Below are 18367 nucleotides of genomic sequence, written 5' to 3'. Positions count from 1 at the left end.
GATGGGAAAAACCGGCGAGGCCGGCGTCAGACAGATCCGGGGCGAAGCACGTAGCGGAACGAGAAGGAAAGCCCCACCTCCCCGATCATCGAGCGGCCGCGAGAAAGGCCCGAGGCACCGCCTTCGTATCGACCGCCCTCACGATCCTTTGTCAGGTTCACGAGCGTCTCATCAGTGGCGATCGCGTTGACCACCCGACCACGCAGCAGGTTCAGCTGCGTCCCGACCGCCGATGCCTTTTCCGGGAGCACCACATAGATTTCAGGCGTCATCGTCACGACGCGTGGCGCGGTCGGCTTCCGCGAGATTGGATCGCGATCGTCACCGGTCTCGTCGCCGTCGAGCACCACGAAAGCCGGCAGCGCGGTTTCAGGGAGACCGAGTTCATTGCGCTTAGCCGTCTTGATGCCTTCGATCGAACGGCCGATTTCCAGCAACCGTGCGAGAATCAGTTCCCTGTGATCAGCCATTGTCCGCCTCCAGGATCAGTACCTGCTCGCCATCGGCCTCACCTGATGGAACCGGTTTCGGATGATGGCTGGCGATCCTCCAGGTCCTGCCAGAGAACGAGACGTGCGCATCGTCGAGCTGCTCGACCGTCACACCGACCGCAGCGAGGTCGGCGACCTGCACGGTCGCGCCTGGCACGACCGTGCCGATCTCGACGTTTGGGCCGACCGGCAGACCGCCCGTCTTGTCGATCAACGTGACGGTAACTTGCGTTTCGGCGGTATCCGCGAGCGTCAGCACCGCCTCGACCCCTAGCGTGCCGTAGATCGGACCGAAGAGAAGCGAGCCATAGTCGATCATGCCGGCACCCCCCATTCGTCGCGGATCCAGCTCGCACCGCGCATCAGCGCATCGAGCGGCTTCGGCTTGCCGTGGAAATAGACCAGCCGGCAATCTGCCGGCGGCCGGTCGAACTCCTGCATTTCCGCCTTGAACGAACGGCAGAGCCCATCCTGGTAAAGCGCCGCATCCGGCACCTGCTCGGTGATCCAGTCCTGGTCGCCGTGCATTTCCTTCATCGCGTTCGAAACCTTGAAGCTCTGCCAGATCCGCGTGAGGCTGCCATCGGTCGACATGACCGAGGAATTGAAGCCCGCCTGCCAGGGATCCTTGAGGATGGTCAGCGACCGATCGGGACGATGAAGCGACGTAATATCGCCGACGACGACGCAGTCTAGGTCGAGATAGAGGAACGGGATCCCCGCCGAGAACAGCCAGACCTTCCACCACCAGCCAATAAGGTTCTCGTCGGCGGGCAACCTGAAGACATTCACCCCGTCGACGCCGGCCGGATCATCGGTGAAGAGCAGGATATTGACGGACCGATCGGCATGCCGGCGGATCGATCGGGTCAGCCGGTTGACATCGGCGGCGCAGTATTTCGTGCCCCACTTGAGGAGAAAGACAGGAACCGGCTCGGTCATCGCTGCGCCACCATGACGACATCACGATGCGGTCGCGCGACAACCTCGTATCCAAGCGGCGCAAGCGCTTGTTCAGCGGAGCCCTTGAGATAGCCGTAGCGCTCCGAGAGCCCCTTGTCCTCGATCGCAATGACCGGCCGAAACTTCTGGATCGTCTCCATCGCTCCGAGGATTGCCGGCATCTCGAAGCCTTCGATATCGAGATAGAGAAGATCGAGCGCCGGCAGGTTGAAACTATCGAGCGCGACGATCGGTGCGGTGGCACCCTTCGTCACCTGGTAGGCGCCGACATTGTTCGCTTCACGCGCCGACAATTCGAGGCCGCACCACTCGCCGCCGTCAGCGCCGAGCGCGCAGGGCAGCGCCAGGATGTTCTCAGCCGACGCAGTGTTGTGCACGAGCGCGCGAAAATTCCGAGGATCCGGCTCGAAGGTGACGACGCGGCCGAACTTCGGCGCAAGCGCCAGCGCCCACACGCCCATATTGCCGCCGGCCTGCACAGCCAGATCAAACTTCCGGCAATGCTCGAGCGCATGATCCATGTCAGGCACCGTATCGAACACGACCGCAGCGCAGGCACGATCTTCGATCGGCCACATAAGGCCGCGCTCGAGCCGATAGCCTTCCGGCATGGTCAGCGCTTCGGCTGTTTGACTTCGAGCCACGTTCATTCAGCCGGCGTGAAATCAACATAGAACGTGTCGCCAGCCTGGAATTTTCCGAAAAGCTCAGGATTGGCGACAACGATGCAGAAGTCCACGGCGGGAGAGAACTTCGAGAACGTGTTGTTCTCGTCGCTTCCATCAGCCGAATAGCCATCGCTCTTCGACACCCCGTGAAACCTCAAGGTTTCGTTGATGGTTTCTCCGGTTTCCGGATTGCGGTACGGCACACTTGAGCCGACACGCACCTTCGCACGCATCTTCGTGTTCATGATCTTTCCTTTTCGGCAAGCGGTCATTGATCGAGACGTTCCCTCAACTCGGCGACCGTCAGTTCCGCGTCGAGGCTCTCCAGGAAGAGGAGGATGGTTTTGCGAGTGACCGTCACATCGCGGCGGCTCGCGGTACGGCGCCCATCGTCGAGGCCGCACGGAATTCGCAATCCGGCTGCCAATTCGAGCGCCTCTTCGATATCTTCATTCATGACCGATCACCGTGGAGACGTCCGCAAAAGGGAAGCACTTGAGCGCCGAGGCCGGATTGCAGTTGAAGACGCGTACGCCCTCGATTGCCAGTTCACGGCTCATGCGCTCGAGCGAGGGGATGAACTCCGCTTGATAGAGATCCCGCGCCGGCGCCTGGTGATTGCCGTGCCAATGGCCGCCGCCCATGTCGAACCCGAGCAGATAGATCGGATTGGCGCCGAAGTGGAAAGCGAGGTTCAGCGCGTTGGCACCACTGCAAAATCCGGCAAGTTTCGTCGGATCCCGTGACAGCGAGGACGTCTTGTCGCGCCAGAGCCTTCGAATCCAAACGCCTTCGACGGTCGTCACATCAACGGCTCGGGTGAGTACGTAACGGCCGCGGAAAAGCTGCAGCCGATCCCTATTCCAGCCGAAACCAGCGCGACATGCCGTCGGCGAAGTAAAGCACATCGGCAAAGGGCGCGAGATCAAGCCCCGCATCGTTCACCGCAATAATGCGCCCCCGGCCAATCAGCCGGGAAGCATCGAAGCCCTCCAGCGACGCGCCGCCGCCGAGAATGAAAGCCGGTTCCCCGGCCCATTCTCGAGGAACAGACCACGCCGCCGGATGGCTCATGTCCCGATCAGAACGAGCCGTTCAGGCGAACGCGGCCCTTCGCGGACGGGTTAGCCGCAACAGCAACAGCAACACCGATCAGCGTGTTGCCGCTCGAGCTTGTCGTCGCCTGCCCGAGGGATGCAGACCAGTAGATTTTCTGACCGACCGTCCAGGCCTGTGCCGAGACCTTTGCCAGTTCGAAAACGCCCTCGGTCTCGAAGATCCCTTCCTCGCCGACCGCCACATCGCTGACGGCGACACCGAAGATGGAGCCGACGACATAGCCGTCGCCCGAGGCGATATCGACCGCGGCGGATGTATCCGCGACGGTGAGGGCAAGCCGGGTGCCCGGCCCGATGTAATTCTTCATAGCCAGATTCCTTTTCGCTGAACTAAAAAACGGAGGGGGTTACGTGGCGCCCGAGATAGAGCCGGGCGCCGCGTTATCAGGCGCCGGTCGAGCGGTAGAGGCCGCGGAAGTCGAGCGCCTTGACGGCCGCGTCGATGCGAACCTTGAACTCGACGCCATCGACGTTCCAGCCGTCTCGCTGCTCGAGCACCGGCTGATCGCGACCGTCGAGATAAGCAACCTCGATCGTGTCGTGCTGCGCGGCACTTGCGGCGAGATACCACTTCAGCGCGGAGTCGGCGGAAAGGCGCGCCTCGGAAACCACCTGCGCCATCGAGCGGGCATAGTTCGGGGCGCGCGTATTATTCGTGCCGGAGGCAGTCACCTCGTATTCCGAATTGATGACCTGTGAAGCCTTGCCTTCCAGCTCGGTCGGCACGATCAGATGCGCCGGACGGATGTTGAGGCCGCCGGCTGCATGCTCGTCCGGATCCTTCTGCTTCGCCATCGCGGCGCGGCCAGCGTCGAGGCTGGCAGTCGTCAGGGCGCCAGTGCCGACGTTGTCGTGGTCAGCATGGAACAACGTGATGCCGTCGCCCATGGCTGCGTTCGCGGTCAGCACGGCATAGACCAGATTGCCGACAGTGCGGATTGCCGCACGCCCCATGCGCGACGGCACCTTCGTGAAGAAGGACATGTCGTCGTTGATGATCGCCTGGCGGGTGATCGAGAACATCTTGCCATAGGTGGCAAGCTGGATCTGTTCACCACGGTCACCAATCGTCGCGAACGAATACTCGCCACCTTCCGGCACAGCGGACAGAGCCGGAAAGAGGTTCAGGTCGACGCGCTTCGTGGGCTTGAAGTCGGTGAGAACGCCGCGACCGGTCCAAATCGGGAAGGTTTCACCGGCTTCAAGATAGCCCTTCAGCATCGACTTGTTGGCGATGTTGGCGAGGATCTCGACGAAGTCCGAGCTCGAATGAGCCGCGCCAGACATCGAGAACTGGCGCATGCCGAGCGCCATGCCGATCATCGCCATGGAATCACCCATGGTAAGCTTCGAGACGCCGGACATCAGCAGGTGCTCGCGAGCGAGCTCGCGCAGCGACATCGAGGTGAATTCGTTGACCTCACCTCCCTGCATGCCGGCCTTGAACAGCAGCGCCTTTTCGGCACCCTGCTTGAAGCGATCGCGGCCGTCGGCGGTGACAGTCGTCGCGCCAGGGCTGACGCGGCCGCCGGTCGGATCCTGGCCGGCGAGGTGATTGATCACAAGCGTCTGCGCCTTGCCGAAGTCGCCACCAGCATCCGCGACGATCTTGTTTGCATCGGCAAGCGTCATCTTCGCAGTCGTGCAGAGTTCCAGAATGCGCATGACGACGTCGCCGGTTGCCACCACGACAGCCGGGTCGGCGGCAGGTGCCGGAGCCGGCGCCGGAGTAATGGATGCAGTCGGGGCGGGAGCAGGATTGTCCGCCGTCGGGATCAGGGGTTTAGACATATGCGTCTCCTTTGTAGAGAGCGGGGCGGACGCCACCGCGACCATCGGCAGGCCTTGTGCCTGGCGATCTCGAGCCTGCGTGCCGAGGCCCGCAGGAGCATGCATGTAAGTCCGGTAGTCGAAGGTGCTGTCGGCGGTCGCCGCAGCTTCCGCTTCAGTCGCCGCCGTGGCGAATCCCTTGGCGACCGCCTCGGTCGGCGAAAGCCAGGTCTCATCCTTCATCATCTTGCGGATCTCGGCCTCGGAAAGGCCGGTGCGCTCGGCATAAAGCTGCGCGAAGACGCCGGTCATCGTATCGAGAACGGCAGCCGTGCGGCGATGTTCATCGGCAGGCCCTGCGGTGATACCCGCCGGCTCGTGAATCATCATCAGCGTGCCGTGCGGCATCTCGATCACGTCGCCGGCCATAGCGATGACCGAAGCAGCCGAAGCGGCGATCGCGTCGATCTTGATCGTTACCTTGCCGTCGTGGCGCTTCAGCGCGTTGTAGATCGCCGAGCCTTCCATAGCGATGCCGCCGCCGGAATTCAGCCGCACGACGATATCTCCGGAGAGCTCGGCCAGCGCCTCGATCACCCTTGCCGAGTTGAAGCCGGTATCTTCCCACCAGTCCCAATAACCGACAGGGCCATACAGAACGAGTTCACCATTGACGATCAGACTAGACATCGCCTTCTTCTCCTGTCGGTTTGGAAGTTTCACCGCCAAGGGCGACGGCATTGCCGGTGCTGGTCACGCGGCGCGGATCACTGTCAAAGACGAGACCGAGCTTGTCGGCTCGCTTGTTTGCGTCGGCGATCTCCTGATCGAGATCCTCTGGATGATGACCGAGCTTGCGCTGCTCGCTGGGTCGCGAGGAAAGGCCGGAGCGCATCGCGCTGACCGCAGCCTTAATCTCCTCGGCCGGATTGATCATCTCGCGCGGCGACGGCGTCCAACGCACCTTTGCGTCCATGACGCCCGCGCCAAGCATCAGCGCAGCTGCCTCGAGGAACCAGCGGCCGAGCGGATCGCAGAGCTGCGGCAGCAGCATGTGATACTGCGCGGCAGCGATGGTCCGCTGGAATTCAAGCCAGCCCATCCGGCCCGACGAGAAGTTGACGCCATTAAGGTCGCCGGAAAGCGCCTCGTACGACATTCCCATGCCGACGGCGACTTCCTGCAGCTCGGCCCGCTTGTAGGCCCCATACTCCCCGACCGAGGGCGGCGTGCCGAAGGTCACGTCCTCGCCTTGCTTCAGGCGCTGGATGATGCCCGGCTGCAGTTCTTCGACCAGGTAAGGGCTGCCGGTATCAGCATCCTTGACCGCATCGCCGCCGCCGGTCACGTCATCTTCGGAGGTGACGAAGGCAGCGAAGCACGCCGCCACCTTCTGCCGCACGAGCTGCGCATCGGCATAGTCCGCGAGATCCCGCATTTTCAGGATGACCGGCGCAAACCAGGTGACGCCGCGAACCTGCCCCGGCCGATCTACGCGATAGATATGCGCGATGTCGGCCGCCGGCACCAACTTGCTTTCGAAGTTAGTCGCGCGCATCGATGCGGCGCCGGGATGCTCGGAAAAAATCCAGTAGCCCTCACGACGACCGAAAGGGGTGAACTGAATCCCCTGGATGATGAATCCGCCATTCGGAAGCGGCCCATCCCTCGACGTGTCGAGGAAATCAGGCTCGAGCACTTCGATCTGGAATGGCAGCGCCAGTCCATCCTCGGCACGGCGCCACCGCCGGCGCACCAGCGCCTCGCCGGCCTCGGCGACCGTTCCCATAACCAGGGCTTCGAGGCCGTAAAGGTCGCTCTGTCCATGCGCGTCGCAGGCACTCGTGTCGAAATGCCGCTTGATGAGATCCTCGAGCAGCGTCCGGATCTTGCGGTTCTTCGCTTCCACCGACGGAAAGATGCCAGGCCCGACGATGTTGTTTTTCAGGGCCGACTTTGCCCGCGCCGCATAAGGGTTGTTGCGCACCATGTCGCGCGCTACATCCCGCAACCGCCCCAGCGCCGGCAGGTTCTCGGCATTGGCATCGGTCGACACAACCCGCCAGCCCTGAGCCCGGCGACCGCGCGTTGCGCCGTCATAGGCCATACGGGCGTCGGAAAGGGCTGCGGCCTTGCCGCGCATCATCTCACGCTTCAGCGCTACCGACGGCGAGACCGCGGCAATGATCCGGTCGATCAGGTTCATGGATCAAAGCCCCCGCGTGAAACCGGCAACAGTGCGGCGCGAAGGCTGGGATGACGGATTGACCTCCGCCTCCATATCCTTCAGCAGCTGCCGCATCTCGGAAAACGAGCGATAGGTGACCTGCTCGTCGCCGTGGCGAACGGTCAGGACGCCGGAGGCGATTGCCTTTTTCAGGGCGTCGATCTGCGTTTGCGTATAGGCCATGTTCCTACCTTGAGAACCAGCTGCCGCGAGGGCGGATCCAGGATGATGACTGGTTGGCCGGCGAGGCCGCCGGCCGGGTTGCTGCTGCTGCCGGCGCCGCCTCTGTCGGCTTTTCCGACGGCTTCGGCGCCCTGCCCCGCTTCGGCGGCGCGGTGCCTGTCTCGACCGGAAGAGCGGAAGAATTCTCCGGCATCTCGGCCGCCCATGCCGGCGGCCGCGTCCAGTTGATTTTTTCGGCCTTGAGCACGATGGCGATCGCCTTGCCGTACACCGCAAGGTCGAGCGCCTCGTTTCGCAGCCCGCTTTTGCGTTCGCGCCAGCCTTGATCGGTGCGCACCTCGGCACAGAATTCGGCGAAGACGTTTTCAGCCAACGTCTCCGGCAGGTGATACTTGCCAGGCCCCGCATCCTTGCGGGTGAGTGACATGATCACCTCATCCTTCAGCGGATCGGTGCCCGCCTCGATGTAGAGAAGATCCGACTTCCGACGCCGCTTCGTGCCTTGCACCTTCTCAGGCACTTTCAGCGTCGCACGCTCGCGAGTGACGCCGCCGCGACCACGCAGGATGAAGCAGCGACCGGAGTTTCCGGCCAGGCGATGATGCCGCCACCAGTGATAGGCGTGATCCGTCGTGCCCTTGGCGCCGTGCAAGTCGACGACGATGGCCCGCGGCGCCAGCGCGAAGCCGGATCCGGCGACCGGATAACGCTGCTCGAGCAGCGCCGAGAGCGCTGACCAGTCCTCGTAATAGCGCGGCGGGTCGATCGAGCGGTTCGCGGCGTTCGGCGCATCGGCCGGCGGCTCGTGAATGTCGAAGCGATCGATCAACCAACGCTCGAGCCCCGGCCCCCAGGCGTCGACCTGGACAACGAAGCGGTTCGGCTGCACGTCGGCCTGCACGGTGATGAACCGCGTCTCGGCCGGCGCAACCCGCATCGGAAAGGCCTCGGAAAGCGCCTTCAGCGTCTCCGGCGCGAGCGTGTCGCCGACCGTGCGGATCTGCGGCAGATGCGGCCGCCCCTGGTCAAGGTTGATCGTCGCCTTCAGCGCGCCTTCGTCGCCAGTTTCCTCAAATTGGATCCGCCCCTGCTCGGCGCGCATCACGAGCTGTTCCCAGCTTTGCATCGCGGCGACCGGCCCCTCGAGCCAGTAGGAAACGACATCAGTGTCGCGCACGGCCGGATCGTCGATCTCGACCAGGTTCTGACCGTTATTCGTCTCGTGCAACCAGATGCCAGAGCAATTCAGCTCGTGCTTGCGATCGGCGCCGATGCAGCAGCCGTTCGGGCAAACCATTTCGACGGTGCGCGCTGACTCGCCGGGCGTCGCCTTGCGCTCATAGTGCAGCCGTTCAAACAGCGGCCGGAACGGGTCACCGCAAGAAGGGCAAGTCCAGTAGAACCCGCCCCGCGTGCCGAGATTGTACTCGGCGAGGATCCCCGAACAGGGCGGCGCTTCGTGCAACGTCGATGGCTGCCAGTCGTCGCGCTCGATCAACCGACCCGGAGAGGATTCACAGATCACCATGCCTTGCGAGCCAGCATGTTGCGTGCGTTTGCGCGCCAGCATGAACGGCGCCCCTTCGCCGTCGACATCCTCGGGCATGCGGTCGTAATCGGTCAGCAGAACGTCGAAATATTCGTTCTGCGAAAAATAGCCGATGACCGGCCAGCGGATCTGCAGGTTCATGTTCCCCGCGAACCGCTTCTCGTGAATGTTATCCGAGCCGCGGCCGGTCATCTGCCGCTCGGCGATCGAGCTATTTGCACGGATCATCGGGGCGAGCTTTCGCTCGGAAAACTGCTTCGCCACGTCCTGCGTCGAGCAGACGACCAGCATGTCGCGCGGATTGCAAACGATGCGATGGCCGATCGTGTTCAAGATCAGCGGCTCGGTTTTCGAAGTACGCGCCGGCCCTGCAAAGACTACCGCACCGAAGCGGCGTGAAGTCGTCATGCGCGACGGCTCGACCATGTAAGCCGCGAAGTCGTTTCGCCAGCCTCCGGAAAAGCCAGGCGACGAGATCTTCCGACCCTGCTTGCCGTCAGCCCCCTTCTCTGCCCAGGTCGGTACGTCGATACGCCGCGCCGGCGCCAGTACCGGCAAAGCCTCGCCGACCACGTCCCAGGGATCGGCGAAGGCTGGCGGCGGAACCGGAGGAAGGAACTTCTCCCAGACCCGAGCCTCTTTCATGAATCAAAGAGATCCCGCTTCTGCGCGGTCGCTTCGCGCACCGGCCGGTCGCGCCAGAATGCGTCGATCGCCTCTTTCACACCGGAGACAAGGTCGTCGCAAATATCGATGAGCGCGTGCACTAGCTTCGGCTCGAGCGCATGCTTGCGCTCAATCACGTCAGGCGCTGCATTCAACTGATCGCGGATCAGACTGAAAACCACGTCGAAGGTCTCGCGTACATCATCGCGGCGCATCAGCTGGTTTCGATCGCGCTCGAACATCTCGTGTTCGCGCTGTGCAGCCATGATCTCGCGGCGGGTTTTTGGATCGAGCGCGGCCATCGTGTCGCCAGAGGATCCGCCGACGAGGGCGAGCCGCAGCGCCTGCGTCGCCTGGCGCACTTTTTCCGACCGCAGATCCTCGTTTGCCTTCTGCGCCTGCCGCCAGGCGAAGCAATGCGAGAGCTGCAGCTCGTAAGCGCTGCCGGCGCCGCCCTTTTGCTTGACCGGCATACCCTTCGAGATCCAGGCGGCGATCGTCGGCAACGACACATCCATTGCGTCGGCGAGTTCCTGCTGCGTCATGACGCAATCTTCCACCACCTCGGGCAGCGGATAGCGCTGCACGAGGTCGACAATGTCGGTCTCGGTGAGTTGATCGGTCATGTGGAGCTAAACAACAACAAGTCCAAAACAAAGTGCGCCGGGCGCACTCACAGCCAAAAGGCCCGCGCTGCCGCCTCACCCGCTTACAGTTTTTGGGCGGGAAGGACCCGAAGGGCGGGGTCGGCGGGCGCTCGGTCTGAGGCCCGCCTGAATGCGGAGGTGACTGGCAATGCTTTCGCACTTGCCCTGAAGCGGTGCCTCGTCGAGGCGGTCAGGGCTGGGTCCGACCGGCGTACCGACCCGGAAGCTTTGGGCTTCGCTCGCCTCCGGTCAGTGCCATCGGCTCAAGGGCTCACTCTGGATCATCGGATCTTCCGAGGCAGAGAGACTCATATTCTTTCGAGGATTGCAAGAGGCACGAGGACCGGCTTCATCCGGCCGAAAGCATCAAGCGCGACCACCGCGTCGCCCATCCCGTCCGCCCTACAGGAGACGATCGTGCCGATGAAACCGGTGAACATTCCGCCGTTCAGACGCACCTTCTGACCTGACCTGAAGACGTCCGATTGAACATCCCAATCAAAGAGACCAGTGTTAGCCTTCTCATTGAACTGATTCACTTCCTCGGCAGAGACAACATGCGGCTTGTCGCTGCCGCCGAGGATGCCCACCACGTGCTCGGCAGCCAGTAGGCCCGCCATCGCTGCCAATGAATAACGGCAGCGAACGAACACATATCCGATGATCACTGGCGTGCTAGCGCCATCGATAATCCGGTGCCTGACCCGTCTTTTACGCCCCTTCCGCATCGGCACACAAACTTCAATTTCGGCTTCTCCGAGCAGCTTTTCCACAGCGTTCTCTCGGCCCGTCATCACTTGAAGCACATACCAGGGCGAATCACCCGCAGCCTTCAGGCTCGCCTCATGCAGCATTTCCTCGGTCAGTATGCGCATGCGATCCGCGTATCTGTCGCCCGTTTCGGCAGCGATCGGCGTTCCGGTGAAGTCGTTACGCTGCATTGTCATGGCCCCTGCCTCTCGCTGCGAGATAGTCGGAAATCTGATGGTGGAAGTGATCGAGCGCTGCGCTCACATCTAGGCCACCGCCGTCCATGGTGATCAGCGGTGGGAACCAGATCCACTCTGGCAACCGCCCTTCGGAGAAGAACGGCCATCCACGCCGGCTGTGCTCGGCCTTCCATGCGGAGAACAGCTCGCCTTCACGAGGGACCTGCTGAAAGGCTTCCGCATAGGGCATCAGGTCCTGCGGACAAGGATATCCCTTCGCCTCGCTAGCCCTCGCCTGCATCTCGTTGACTAGCGGCCAGCCGTGGCGAAGCACCTTGTCGCGCATCAGATAACCGACAGGATTACCGTCAGCGAGCATAGATAGCTCCATTTTCGTCAGGTCCGCCGGCACCTCTGCGCCACTGGTGATAAGCTGCTGTATCTTGTCAGCAAGCCGCCGCTCAAACTGGTTTAGTTCGATCCCCGTGCCGTAGGGCTTGCGGAAGAGATCAGCCAAGCGCGTCGCCATCCAGAGCTTGCCGAAAGGCCCGGCAAGTTTCGGACCTTGAGCGGCGGCCGGCTTTGCTGGTAGCTTCTCCCAGCGCTTTTCCCGCAAATAGACCGCCATCGAGCAGATCGTCTTGCGCCCACCAACCTTCGCCGCATCGAGGTAGTCAGCCGTGCGCGCCTCGGCTGCTACTCGCTCTTCGGGCGAAAGAGCAACCCACGCAGACCTCGCCGCATCGACACTGTCGCCGACATACGTCGGCCAGCTTGGCATCCACCGACGGAAAGACCGCTCGATAGAGCCCGACGTCTCGGTTTGGCATTCTTCCGAAAAACCTTCGCGCGCACCCTCTCTCAGATCTGATGGTTCTACTGGTGGTTCTATTACGGTTTGGGTGACATGGTGACACCCGTCGGCGTCGTCAGTGTCACCCATAGCCGCCGCCGGTGTCGTGGGTGACTCCGTGTCATGGGTGACACCATGACACCCTTCGCTTTTCGCTTTTGGGTCCTTCAGGCGAGCAATCGCCGACATGCTGAAATCGTAGCGCGTCGCCTCACCAGGCTTGCTACCGCCCCTCGACTTGACGACCAACAACCCCTCGTCGACGAATTCGGCGAGAATACGCTGCACCTGGCGCTCCGAAAGCTCAGTCTCGCGGGAAAGACGGGCCACTGTCGGCCAAATGCCTTTTCCGTCGTCGTCGGCAAAATCAGCAAGGCGCACCGCCAGCATCTTGCGGCTCGTCGAGCCGAGATGCGCCTTGAAGAGTACGGACATAATCGCGATGCTCAATTCGCGGCCTCCTGAAAGAGAGATTGCTGTCGATAGGTGCGGGACCGCCGTTCGGCGGCACGTTGTTCTGAGGCGAGTTGCTCGGTCGCAGCCGGGTTCAGCCAGAGCACCTCTGTTCGTGCCCTCGCGCCGTCGGCCATCGCCTTGCGCTCGACCCTTCGCCACTCCGATAGAGCCGCGTCATAAACCGGGGACGGATAGCCGGAGATGATGCACATCCCAGACATTGCATTGATCCGATCCAGCAATTGCTCGTGATCGTCGTCACTCATCTCGTGGGTGTAGCCGTGAGTTCTCTTTGAGCGACCGACGAGCGAGGATCTGGTGCCATGAAGGTAAGGCGGGTCGAGATAGAACAGCGTCTGCGGCATGTCATAGCGATCGATGATTTCGAGCGCCGGCTTGTTCTCGATGGTCACGCCTGAAAAGCGATCGGTAAAACTCGGAACAGCCTCCCAGAACGATGACCAGGATTGCGACGGCAGCGCCCTCTCGTCACTCAATTTCGTGCGGAAACCGGTTCTGCACGAGCGCGTGACACTATCTGATCCGAACCCCATGAAGCTGCGGATGATGGTTTTGTGCGCGCGGTCGATGTCGTCGACAGCCGCCTCGTAAGACCAATCGAATTCGGCTCTGGCAAAAGGCGTCAGGCGCAATCGACGCTGCAACTCGAGCGCCTTAACCGGATCCCGAAGCACACGAAATAGCGTGACGACGGTCATGTCGAGATCATTGTAGACCTCGGCAGGGATAGCAGGCTTGCGAAGCATAACGCTCGCGGCGCCCCCGAACGGCTCCACATAGACCCGGTGCGAAGGGAAGTGGCTGATCACCCATGGCGCCATCCTCCATTTGCCGCCGTGCCAGCGAAGTGCAGGACGGGCCGGCGTCACGCTGCCACCTCCCGCATTGCATGACCGCCCCACTGCTCCGCCATTGCCTCTGCGATGCCTTGAAAGGTCGCGGAGCGGATCTTCCAGCGATCCGGCCCCGGCGACGCCCGATGGATTGCAGACCACGCCTTGTGTTCCTCGGTCCCGGATTTCGGTGGAATAAGGCGATTGGTGGCGGTGAGCGGCGGCAGGCCGCGGAGGTAGAATGAGGTGCCCTTGAAGGCAGCTTCGCCGAACCACCATGGCTGGACGGTCTGAGCCGGCTGCTCGTAGTTTACGATCCGCGCCTTCGCATGCTTGTGCATGATCGGGTTTTCGACGGCCACTCGCTGGATCGGTGCGTTCCAGCAGGCCGAGAAGAGCGCGGCGCCCTCGTCGAGGAGCCGGTGCATGATGATGCGGCGCTCATCAAGTGACAGGCCTGCCCATGCCAGCTTCTCTGCGGGAGTGGCTTCATCCGGCGGGTTCTTCTGCACTGGATCGTCGAGCCATCGAACACCGGAATTGCAGAGCCGCGTGCATGGCGGATGCATGACGGCGAGCAGATCCCAGCCGTCGCCTAGCAAATCGCGGACGTCGCCAACGATATGACGGTTGCTGCCATCATCAGCCCGCAAGAGATCGCAGGACCATGCGTCGTGACCGCGATCGAGAAAGGCACGGCGCACACGGCCGGATGTCTCACAGCCGACCAGTACACGAAGAGGGCGCGCCAGAGGGCTAATCATCGGCGCCTCCGAACAAGCTCACCTGCTCGTCGAAAGGCACCGGAGCCGCTGGCTGCTCGACGAACAGATCCGCCTGGTGATAGGCCTTGCGGATGCGTTCGCACGCCACCTCGAAATAGCGCTCGTCTCGCTCTATTCCGATAAACCGACGCCCCCCCCCAACACACGCGACGCCGGTCGTGCCGGACCCCATGAAAGGATCGAGGATTGTGGACGCTTCAGGAATGTGACCGAGGCACCACTTCATAACGCCAAGCGGCTTTTGCGTCGGATGGAACCGCTCTTCTTGCCCCTTCCGGATCATGCCATTCCAGCGCCAATTTATACGGCGAACCGCTTTCGGAAGGTTCGTCCAGGCAAGCTCACAGTCGGCAAAATCGTTGGCGCCGTTCTCCTTATCCCAAACCAACCAGCACGAAGTCGGCCCGAGGTCGAAATAATTGCCGCCAAAAATGATCTGGTGCTTGCTAATCCGCCGCATCAGTTCGATGCATTCGGGAGGAGGAGGAGACTTGTCCCAATCAAAGTCTCCGTAATCTTTCGGCGCCGCGATTTTGCCCCGCGAGGCAACCTTCTTGGAATTCTCATTGATCCCATATGGAGGGTCAGTAACCACCGCGTCGACGCGGCCAAGAAGTGGCATTACGCCCATGCAATCGCCCAGATAGAGCTCGGAGCTACCGATCATTTCTTTGCGTCGATAGGGATCGGTCACGCCTTCCCCCCTTCGATCGAGCGATACTCAACCGGTCGGCCGTCGGCGATCGCGCGGGCAATGCCATGTTCCATGCCGCGCGAGATGCCACGATCGTGATAGACGACCGTCGCCTCCGCCATCGGACCCCAAGACAGTCCGGCGGCAATGCCAAGAAATCGCTCGCCGGGAATGTCATCATTGAGGATGCCAGCTTGCGTGTAGAGCAGATGCGACGCGATCGGCGCCTCGCCGCGCTGTAAGCTGTCCCGGACGCAGGCGCGCGCATAGGCGATGTTCGCTTCGATGTCGCCGGCATAAGGGCTTTCAAGGATAACCAGTCTCATTCCGCCGCCTCCGCCTGTTCCGCGGGCATGTAATCCATCCAGTCGACACGGCGGATCTCGGTCGGCCCGACGTACTCGCCCGCCTCGTTCATCTCCCAGATGAACCACGCCGTATTCATCCGGCTTGTCGCCTCCGGCCCGTCCCAGCCGTCGCGGTGCATCATCGGCAGGCGGCGCTTGAAGACGAGCACACGCGACGGCGGATTTTCATCCATGGCGAAGTTGCGATCGTCATCGTCAAAACCACAGAGGAAGTTGAGATTGAGCAGCAACGCCATCTTGCGCGGCCGGTGGACCCGCAGCGCGTGCGCGACAAAGCGGTTCAGCAACGCCCCATAGGGCGGATTGGTGACGATATCCGGATGGCCGTCGAGCGCTACCGATGTCAGGAAATCCTCGACCCGCTGCACCTCACCGAACTGGTCGGCAGTGCCATAATCCTCGATATCGGCGAGGCTGACCGTATAGCCGACATCCTCCAACGGTCGGCTGCTCGCGCCGCGGCCGCAGGAGGGGTCAAGGACGACCGAGGCGAACTGCTCGAGCGCGATCAGCGTATGCATCGCCTCGATGGGCGTCTCATAGAGATTGTTCCCGCGATCTTCCTTCGGTGCACTGGAGGTGCCGACGGCGGCGCGCAGATTGGCGCGAGACGGCTCTAGCCCCGCTTCGATTCGCGCTTGAATCGCGCGCTCGACGATGCCAGGCGCCCTCTCCTCGGCAGCAGCCAGCTTGCGAGCCTCATGAATTTCCTTGCGAGTAAGGCCAGCCTCGGCGGCGGTGAAAGCGTTCTCGTTTGGAACGCTTTTCGGGCGCCCCTTCAGCGTCTGACCCGCTTCCGTCGCGGCGTCCCATTGCCGTGCGATGCCGATCTTTGCGCGCGTCTCAATCAGCAGCGCGTCGGCCTGCATTTGCCGCGCCTTGCTGACGAGCTTTTCTGCCGCCTTGAACCGCTCGCCATATTGCGCCACCAGCTTCGCCTGATCATAGGCGACCGAGGCAAGCATCCGCGCGGCGATCACGTCGCCGTCGTCGAGCAGCTTTCGCGCCCGCTCGACGGTCGCCAGCAGATCCGATGCGTCATGGCGTGGAACGGCGATCTCTGTCGCCTCGACGACTTGAGGGAGGCGATCGACGCCCGTTTCCGGCGCGTCAGGTCCGCCTTCGCCTCCCTCTTCGCTCGGCGCCCTATCGGCCGCCGCATACCAAAGGAATCCGTCTTTCATGTCACGACGGATAATGCCCTTGCCGTTCAGCTTGCGCGCCGCGTTCTGCTCGGGCGCCGTCTCGCAGCGATAGCTGCCATGCTTCTCGATAAGAGCGAGAACGCGCGATTGCTGGGAGCCGAGACCATTCATACGACTGCCCCGGCGTGTACCGGGAGCGCGACGCGCTCGGGAAATGTCTTGTCGATCCATTCGAGGATGCCGGCGCGCAAGACATCCGACAGCGGCGGCGTGGGTGCGCCTGTCCGCGCCTTTCGGCGCCGCTCCTCTTGTTCGCGATCAATGAGGTCCCAAATGTCGAACTCCTCGAAAGACTTGCGGAAGGCGGGCTGTGCCAAAGCCTTCGGCCGTTCAGAGAGCGCGGCAATCAGTGGGATCAACAGCTTTCCATCCCAGATCGCCGCAACGTCGCCATAGCCCTCCGCCCCGGCGAGCACCTTCAACGCCGAGACAAGCGCAGCCGCCCGTCTCTGCCCGACAAGTGAAACGAAGCCTCGGACGGCATAGATCTCGCACGGCTTCTTGTGCGATGCGGTCGAATTGCGGGTCATTAGCCGGCAGCCGCCCTCGAGGGCGATGCGGTCGGCCGTCACCGCCCACTCCTCGCCGGCGGCAATCGACGCGCGCAGGATCTGCCAGCTGGTGACTTTCGTCACCCTGCCGTTGACGGCGGCGAATGCTGCAGCCTGTTCGGCACGCGACATCTGCACCACCTGGCACGGGACCTGCGAAAATCCGCACATTGCCGCCGCGTGGGTGCGGTGCTGGCCGTCGATAATGGCATACGCGCCCCCCTCGACTGGCGCGACGAACACCGGCGAGAACATCGACCACCGGAAATGCCGCGCGATCCGCCGGATCGTTTTCCAGTTGTCCGCGCGAAGCTCGCGCTGGTAATCGTCGTCGACGACAAGCCTGTCGATATCGATCCATTGCAACATCGGCGCGGAACCCGCATCGACGTCAGCGACCATCTCGCGTTCGGATATGGCGATCTTCCGCATCACAACGCCCTCATGAGATGGTCGAGGTAGGCAACACCCACCTCGGTGAGATTCACCGCGTCGCGATCACCAGCATCGACACTGACAAAGCCGCCATCTATCGCCCGGTCGAGCACCTCACGATCGGCGTTGAGCGTGATGCGATAGACACCGCGCGCCTCACGGACACGCCGAAGGAAGGCGACGCCGCGAGGACCAATCGGGCCGCCATCGGCAACACGCGCGACCCGCGGAGCGGACTGTGGTGATCCGGCATAGGGCCGGAGCCTTCTCTTTGCCGAGGTCATCATGCGACCCTCGACATTGCGGCGATCGCGTTGTCGACCGCCCGCTTCAATTCGTGCAGCTCGCGGCTGATGCGTTTGCGGGACAACTCGTCGAGCCTGCCCTTCACCTTGCCGTGCGATTCATGGATGGCGCGCACCACGTCGGCCGTCTCGAGCGACAGCGTCACGCCGTCGGCATCGGTCAGCTCGTGCGGCTCGACCTGGTCGGCCTCGATCATCGGCTCGAGCCTGAAGCCGAGCTGCCGGGCCGCCTCGCAAAGGATAACCGGGGCGCCCGCACGCTTGTCGGCCTCGATGGCGACGTCGATCGGAATGAACTGATCGTCATTGCGCGAAGCGTATTTCGAAAGGTTCGCCACGCCGACGCGCGTGAAATGCTGGAAAGAGGTCAACCCGCCGCCGAGGACGAAGCTGGCCTCGGTGGCGCCCTTCAGCGCGAAAAGGTCTTGTTCAAGAATGGTGCGCACGAAATCACCCCCAGGAGTCAAAAGGGTTCAGGGAAACATTTTGTCGGAATGATTCAGTGAAACGGCGGACCGCTTCACCTAACGTAAATCAAATTCCACGAAGGGAGGCCCGCATGGAAAAGCAGAAAAGGCAGGGACGCGGCGAGACGAGGTGCCGCGTCCCTGCCAGGTGGCAAGGCCGCCCTGGGAGAATGAGGAGAGAGG

The 18367-nt window shown here is 62.4% G+C and carries 24 protein-coding genes; all 24 read right to left on the bottom strand.

The window, feature by feature from the left end:
- Nucleotides 1-26: 26 nt before the first annotated feature.
- A complete protein-coding gene (locus tag LAC81_RS07700) occupies nucleotides 27-470 on the bottom strand; it encodes a hypothetical protein (RefSeq protein WP_223727340.1) in 444 nt (147 codons plus the stop codon).
- Entirely contained in the window at nucleotides 463-810 is a 348-nt protein-coding gene (locus LAC81_RS07695; protein ID WP_223727339.1) for a hypothetical protein, read from the bottom strand. The genes LAC81_RS07700 and LAC81_RS07695 overlap by 8 nt, the downstream gene beginning before the upstream one ends.
- Nucleotides 807-1433, bottom strand: a complete 627-nt coding sequence (locus LAC81_RS07690) for a hypothetical protein (RefSeq protein ID WP_223727338.1) — start codon at nucleotides 1431-1433, stop codon at nucleotides 807-809. Before LAC81_RS07690 ends, LAC81_RS07695 begins: the two co-directional genes overlap by 4 nt.
- Nucleotides 1430-2098 carry an FkbM family methyltransferase gene (locus LAC81_RS07685; RefSeq protein ID WP_223727337.1) on the bottom strand — a complete coding sequence of 223 codons (669 nt, stop codon included), beginning with the start codon at nucleotides 2096-2098 and terminating at the stop codon, nucleotides 1430-1432. Before LAC81_RS07685 ends, LAC81_RS07690 begins: the two co-directional genes overlap by 4 nt.
- A gap of 2 nt (nucleotides 2099-2100) precedes the next feature.
- On the bottom strand, nucleotides 2101-2367 hold the full coding sequence (locus LAC81_RS07680) for a hypothetical protein (RefSeq protein WP_223727336.1): 267 nt from the start codon (nucleotides 2365-2367) through the stop codon (nucleotides 2101-2103).
- Nucleotides 2368-2390: 23 nt separating this feature from the next.
- Entirely contained in the window at nucleotides 2391-2579 is a 189-nt protein-coding gene (locus LAC81_RS07675) for a hypothetical protein (protein ID WP_223727335.1), read from the bottom strand.
- Nucleotides 2572-2928: a hypothetical protein gene (locus tag LAC81_RS07670; RefSeq protein WP_223727334.1), complete on the bottom strand. Its 357-nt coding sequence runs from the start codon at nucleotides 2926-2928 to the stop codon at nucleotides 2572-2574. Before LAC81_RS07670 ends, LAC81_RS07675 begins: the two co-directional genes overlap by 8 nt.
- A gap of 52 nt (nucleotides 2929-2980) precedes the next feature.
- On the bottom strand, nucleotides 2981-3196 hold the full coding sequence (locus LAC81_RS07665) for a hypothetical protein (RefSeq protein ID WP_223727333.1): 216 nt from the start codon (nucleotides 3194-3196) through the stop codon (nucleotides 2981-2983).
- 7 nt (nucleotides 3197-3203) lie between these two features.
- Nucleotides 3204-3548 carry a DUF2190 family protein gene (locus LAC81_RS07660; RefSeq protein WP_223727332.1) on the bottom strand — a complete coding sequence of 115 codons (345 nt, stop codon included), beginning with the start codon at nucleotides 3546-3548 and terminating at the stop codon, nucleotides 3204-3206.
- Between the two features lie 76 nt (nucleotides 3549-3624).
- Nucleotides 3625-5700 carry a ClpP-like prohead protease/major capsid protein fusion protein gene (locus LAC81_RS07655; protein WP_223727331.1) on the bottom strand — a complete coding sequence of 692 codons (2076 nt, stop codon included), beginning with the start codon at nucleotides 5698-5700 and terminating at the stop codon, nucleotides 3625-3627.
- Nucleotides 5693-7216 carry a phage portal protein gene (locus tag LAC81_RS07650; protein WP_223727330.1) on the bottom strand — a complete coding sequence of 508 codons (1524 nt, stop codon included), beginning with the start codon at nucleotides 7214-7216 and terminating at the stop codon, nucleotides 5693-5695. The genes LAC81_RS07655 and LAC81_RS07650 overlap by 8 nt, the downstream gene beginning before the upstream one ends.
- Before the next feature lie 3 nt (nucleotides 7217-7219).
- Nucleotides 7220-7420: a phage head-tail joining protein gene (locus LAC81_RS07645; protein WP_223727329.1), complete on the bottom strand. Its 201-nt coding sequence runs from the start codon at nucleotides 7418-7420 to the stop codon at nucleotides 7220-7222.
- Between the two features lie 4 nt (nucleotides 7421-7424).
- Complete coding sequence (locus LAC81_RS07640) at nucleotides 7425-9614, bottom strand: terminase gpA endonuclease subunit (protein WP_223727328.1); 2190 nt, start codon at nucleotides 9612-9614, stop codon at nucleotides 7425-7427.
- On the bottom strand, nucleotides 9611-10141 hold the full coding sequence (locus LAC81_RS07635) for a terminase small subunit (protein WP_235693169.1): 531 nt from the start codon (nucleotides 10139-10141) through the stop codon (nucleotides 9611-9613). The genes LAC81_RS07640 and LAC81_RS07635 overlap by 4 nt, the downstream gene beginning before the upstream one ends.
- Before the next feature lie 449 nt (nucleotides 10142-10590).
- Entirely contained in the window at nucleotides 10591-11223 is a 633-nt protein-coding gene (nusG, locus tag LAC81_RS07630; RefSeq protein ID WP_223727327.1) for a transcription termination/antitermination protein NusG, read from the bottom strand.
- The gene (locus tag LAC81_RS07625; RefSeq protein WP_223727326.1) at nucleotides 11213-12514 is read right to left on the bottom strand and encodes a helix-turn-helix domain-containing protein; all 1302 of its coding nucleotides are present in this window, start codon (nucleotides 12512-12514) and stop codon (nucleotides 11213-11215) included. Before LAC81_RS07625 ends, nusG begins: the two co-directional genes overlap by 11 nt.
- Nucleotides 12511-13410 (bottom strand): DNA adenine methylase, encoded by a 900-nt coding sequence (locus tag LAC81_RS07620; protein WP_223727325.1) that lies wholly within the window; start codon nucleotides 13408-13410, stop codon nucleotides 12511-12513. The genes LAC81_RS07625 and LAC81_RS07620 overlap by 4 nt, the downstream gene beginning before the upstream one ends.
- A complete protein-coding gene (locus LAC81_RS07615) occupies nucleotides 13407-14138 on the bottom strand; it encodes a hypothetical protein (protein ID WP_223727324.1) in 732 nt (243 codons plus the stop codon). Before LAC81_RS07615 ends, LAC81_RS07620 begins: the two co-directional genes overlap by 4 nt.
- Complete coding sequence (locus LAC81_RS07610; protein WP_223727323.1) at nucleotides 14131-14853, bottom strand: DNA-methyltransferase; 723 nt, start codon at nucleotides 14851-14853, stop codon at nucleotides 14131-14133. Before LAC81_RS07610 ends, LAC81_RS07615 begins: the two co-directional genes overlap by 8 nt.
- Complete coding sequence (locus LAC81_RS07605; protein ID WP_223727322.1) at nucleotides 14850-15179, bottom strand: hypothetical protein; 330 nt, start codon at nucleotides 15177-15179, stop codon at nucleotides 14850-14852. The genes LAC81_RS07610 and LAC81_RS07605 overlap by 4 nt, the downstream gene beginning before the upstream one ends.
- Nucleotides 15176-16537 (bottom strand): SAM-dependent methyltransferase, encoded by a 1362-nt coding sequence (locus tag LAC81_RS07600; RefSeq protein ID WP_223727321.1) that lies wholly within the window; start codon nucleotides 16535-16537, stop codon nucleotides 15176-15178. The genes LAC81_RS07605 and LAC81_RS07600 overlap by 4 nt, the downstream gene beginning before the upstream one ends.
- On the bottom strand, nucleotides 16534-17409 hold the full coding sequence (locus LAC81_RS07595; protein ID WP_223727320.1) for a ParB N-terminal domain-containing protein: 876 nt from the start codon (nucleotides 17407-17409) through the stop codon (nucleotides 16534-16536). The genes LAC81_RS07600 and LAC81_RS07595 overlap by 4 nt, the downstream gene beginning before the upstream one ends.
- The gene (locus LAC81_RS07590) at nucleotides 17409-17699 is read right to left on the bottom strand and encodes a hypothetical protein (protein WP_223727319.1); all 291 of its coding nucleotides are present in this window, start codon (nucleotides 17697-17699) and stop codon (nucleotides 17409-17411) included. The genes LAC81_RS07595 and LAC81_RS07590 overlap by 1 nt, the downstream gene beginning before the upstream one ends.
- Complete coding sequence (locus tag LAC81_RS07585; protein ID WP_223727318.1) at nucleotides 17696-18163, bottom strand: hypothetical protein; 468 nt, start codon at nucleotides 18161-18163, stop codon at nucleotides 17696-17698. Before LAC81_RS07585 ends, LAC81_RS07590 begins: the two co-directional genes overlap by 4 nt.
- Nucleotides 18164-18367 lie beyond the last annotated feature (204 nt).

Origin of the sequence: Ensifer adhaerens (assembly GCF_020035535.1) — a bacterium.
In the GTDB taxonomy this organism is placed as follows: Bacteria; Pseudomonadota; Alphaproteobacteria; order Rhizobiales; family Rhizobiaceae; genus Ensifer.
Note: the sequence above shows the minus strand (reverse complement) of the source record. Positions and strands in the feature narration are given on the sequence as shown.